This window comes from Rhodococcus sp. IEGM 1379, assembly GCF_030056815.1.
Taxonomy (GTDB): domain Bacteria; phylum Actinomycetota; class Actinomycetes; order Mycobacteriales; family Mycobacteriaceae; genus Rhodococcus_F.
The window spans coordinates 1-3251 of record NZ_JASHKR010000165.1 but is presented as its reverse complement, the minus strand read 5'-3'; the positions used below and the strand labels follow the sequence as shown (position 1 = coordinate 3251).

Below are 3251 nucleotides of genomic sequence, written 5' to 3'. Positions count from 1 at the left end.
CTGGTTCAAGGATTTCTACGACACCATCCAAAACCTCGACGAAGCCGGATTCTGGCACTACCTCGGAGTATTCGCCATCCTGGCCGTCATCCACGTCGTAACTTCTCTGGTCACCTATCTGGTGGGGCAAACCCTCGAGATCAAGTGGCGTACCTGGCTCAACGATCAACTGACCGACGATTGGCTCGACGGCCGGGCGTACTACCGAGGAAATTTCCTGGAGAATCCGATCGACAACCCCGATCAGCGCATCCAGACGGACATCACAACATTCGTGGCGTCCTCACACACTCTGTCGATGGGCGCGGTCACGGCGATGGTGTCGATCGTGAGCTTCACCAGGATCTTGTGGGATCTCTCCGGACCGTTGACCATTCTCGGCACCGAGATCCCGCGGGCCATGATCTTCCTGGTCTACATCTACGTGCTTGTGAGCACAGCGCTCGCGTTCTGGATCGGCCGTCCGCTGATCATGCTGAACTTCATGAACGAGAAACTCGGCGCAACCTTCCGCTACGCCTTGGTACGTCTGCGCGAGTACGGCGAGAGTATTGCCTTCTATCGCGGCGAGAACGTCGAACGCCGAACGCTGGGAACGCGTTTCGCCGCCGTCATCCGCAACATGTGGGCCATCGTTTTCCGGACGCTCAAATTCAGCGGTTTCAATCTGGCTGTTGATCAGACCGCGGTCATCTTTCCCTTTCTGGTGCAGGGGTCGCGGTTGTTCAAAGGTCAGGTGACCTTCGGCGACGTCATGCAGACCGCGCAAGCCTTTGGCCAAGTACACGATTCGCTGTCGTTCTTCCGCGAGTCGTACGCAGATTTCGCGAGTTTCCGGGCCACCCTCATCCGCCTTACCGGCCTCGCCGACGCCAATCAGCGTGCCCGCAAACTACCGGTACTCGACGTCTCCGAGTCCGGGGATCAACTCGTCATCCGAAGACTCGACGTGCGCGTGCCTTCCGGTGAAACCCTGATCTCCGAACTTGACCTGACTCTGGTTTCCGGCGACGCCCTACTGGTCAAAGGTGCGTCGGGCAGCGGCAAGACCACCCTGTTACGCAGCCTCGCGCAGTTGTGGCCGTATGCGGATGGATCCGTCACGCGGCCGACCGGCGAAACCCTTTTCCTCTCACAACGCCCGTATCTCCCTCTCGGCTCGCTGCGCGCGGGGTTAGCGTATCCGGATCAGCAGACCACCGACGACGGCATGCTCCGGTTGGTCCTGGACAAGGTGCACCTCGCTCATCTGGCCGGCCGACTCGACGAGGTGGCCGATTGGACCCGGATCCTCTCACCGGGCGAACAACAGCGACTGGCGTTCGCGCGGGTTGTGTTGATCCGCCCCCGGACCGTCTTCCTCGACGAGGCAACGTCCGCGATCGACGAAGGGCTCGAATACTCGTTGTACAGAATGCTCCGCGACGAGTTGCCCGACAGCATTGTCGTCAGTGTGGGTCATCGCAGCACACTGAATATTTTTCACAATCGCCAACTCGAACTGCAGGGTTCGGGACAGTGGTCACTCACCGAACAGGTGGAGTGAGGCGGTCCCGAATCTGCAGTCGTCAGCTCTCGGCGCGAGCGGCTGCGAGCATCGATTCGATGGAGATGAACTTGGTTCGCGGGCGCCCCACGGCAGCACCGGAAGCGCGTTCTGCCTTGTCGATACGCTGCCACCCCTGGTAGTCCACCTGATCCGGCGAGCGATCCGCGAGGAGGACCGTCAGCTTCTCGGAATCAGCTTCGGGAGTTGCAAGTCGTCCACTGGCGAAATCGTCGAAGATCATCGACACAGTCTCGGCCGAGCAGTACTTGTTCGTCCCGATCACACCACTGGGGCCGCGCTTGATCCAGCCGGCGACGTAGACACCCGGTATCGGAGCTCCGGATTCCGTATCGATGACACGGCCGTTCTCGTTTGGAATGACGCCCCGTGCCTCGTCGAACGGCAGATCTGCGACCGGAGTTCCGCGGTAACCGACGGATCGTAGGACCAGTCCGGTGTCGATGGTTTCGGTTTCCGAGGTGGCCCGCGCCGAAAGCTGACCCGTCGGCGTTGCTACCAGCTCGTTTTTCACGATCCGTACCTGCTGGACAGCATCGTCGCCGAGAACCTCCACCGGCGAGGCGAGGAACCGCAGCACGATGCGCTTGCGTGCGGGGTCAGCGGTGCGCGACGCGAATTCCTGCGCTTGCTTGACCTTGAGCAGCACCGACGGTTCCGCTGCGTCACTCTCGACAAATGCGCGGCTGGCGTCGTCGAGTTCGGCCTCAGCCGGATCGACCACCACGTCGACGTCGGCCATCAGACCCAGTGCCAACAGTTCGGGGTTGGTGTAAGCGGCCTGCGCCGGACCGCGACGCCCCAGGATCACAACCTCACGAATATTGCTCTTACGCAACGCTTCCAGTGCATGGTCGGCAAGGTCAGTCTTTGCAAGCACGTCGGGATCCGTAACCAGAATGCGTGCGACGTCGAGGGCGACATTGCCGTTGCCGACGATGACGGCCCGCTCACCGGACAGATCGAACGTGCGATCCGCGTAACTCGGGTGACCGTTGTACCAGGCCACAAACTCGGTCGCGGCATGACTTCCCGGCAGATCTTCGCCGGGAATATCGAGCTTGCGGTCGCCGGCTGCACCTACCGCGTAGATCACTGCATGGTGATGCTCGAGCAGTTCGGCATGCGAGATGTGGTTTCCCACCTCGACATTGAAATGGCAATGCACGGTCTTCTTGGCGACGACGGCGCGGAACTGGTCGGTGACGCCCTTGGTGCCCGGATGGTCCGGGGCAACGCCCGCGCGAACCAATCCGTACGGAGTGGGCAGGCGATCGAACATGTCGACCTCGACGCGAGGCTTGCCGGTCAGTTCCATTGCGGCGTAACAGGCTGCCGGACCGGAGCCGACGATAGCGACCTTCAGCGTTCCCAGTTCGGCGTCGATCTTGGCCATCTTGATCGGCTCGGGCCAGTCCGGACCCATCGGATGCTTTTCGAAGTACGCCGCGTTCATCGCGAGGTACGGCGCATCAGCTTCGCTGAGTTCGTTGTCGGGGAATATGGCCTCGACCGGGCACTCGTCCACACACGCACCGCAGTCAATGCAGGTGTCGGGGTCGATGTAGAGCATTTCGGTGGTCGCGAACTGCGCTTCGTCCGGTGTCGGATGAATGCAGTTGACCGGACACACGTCAACACACGAGGCGTCGTTGCAGCACGGCTGCGTGATCACATACGCCAT

The 3251-nt window shown here is 61.2% G+C and carries 2 protein-coding genes; one reads left to right on the top strand and one right to left on the bottom strand.

What is annotated here, in order from left to right; translation table 11 throughout:
* Window positions 1–1546, top strand: a 1546-nt coding sequence (locus QM600_RS29195) for an ABC transporter ATP-binding protein/permease (RefSeq protein WP_283265249.1), incomplete at its 5' end; no start/stop codon positions are given.
* 22 nt (window positions 1547–1568) lie between these two features.
* Here QM600_RS29195 and QM600_RS29190 read toward each other — a convergent pair.
* The coding region (locus QM600_RS29190) for an FAD-dependent oxidoreductase (protein WP_283265248.1) at window positions 1569–3251 on the bottom strand (1683 nt) is incomplete at its 5' end.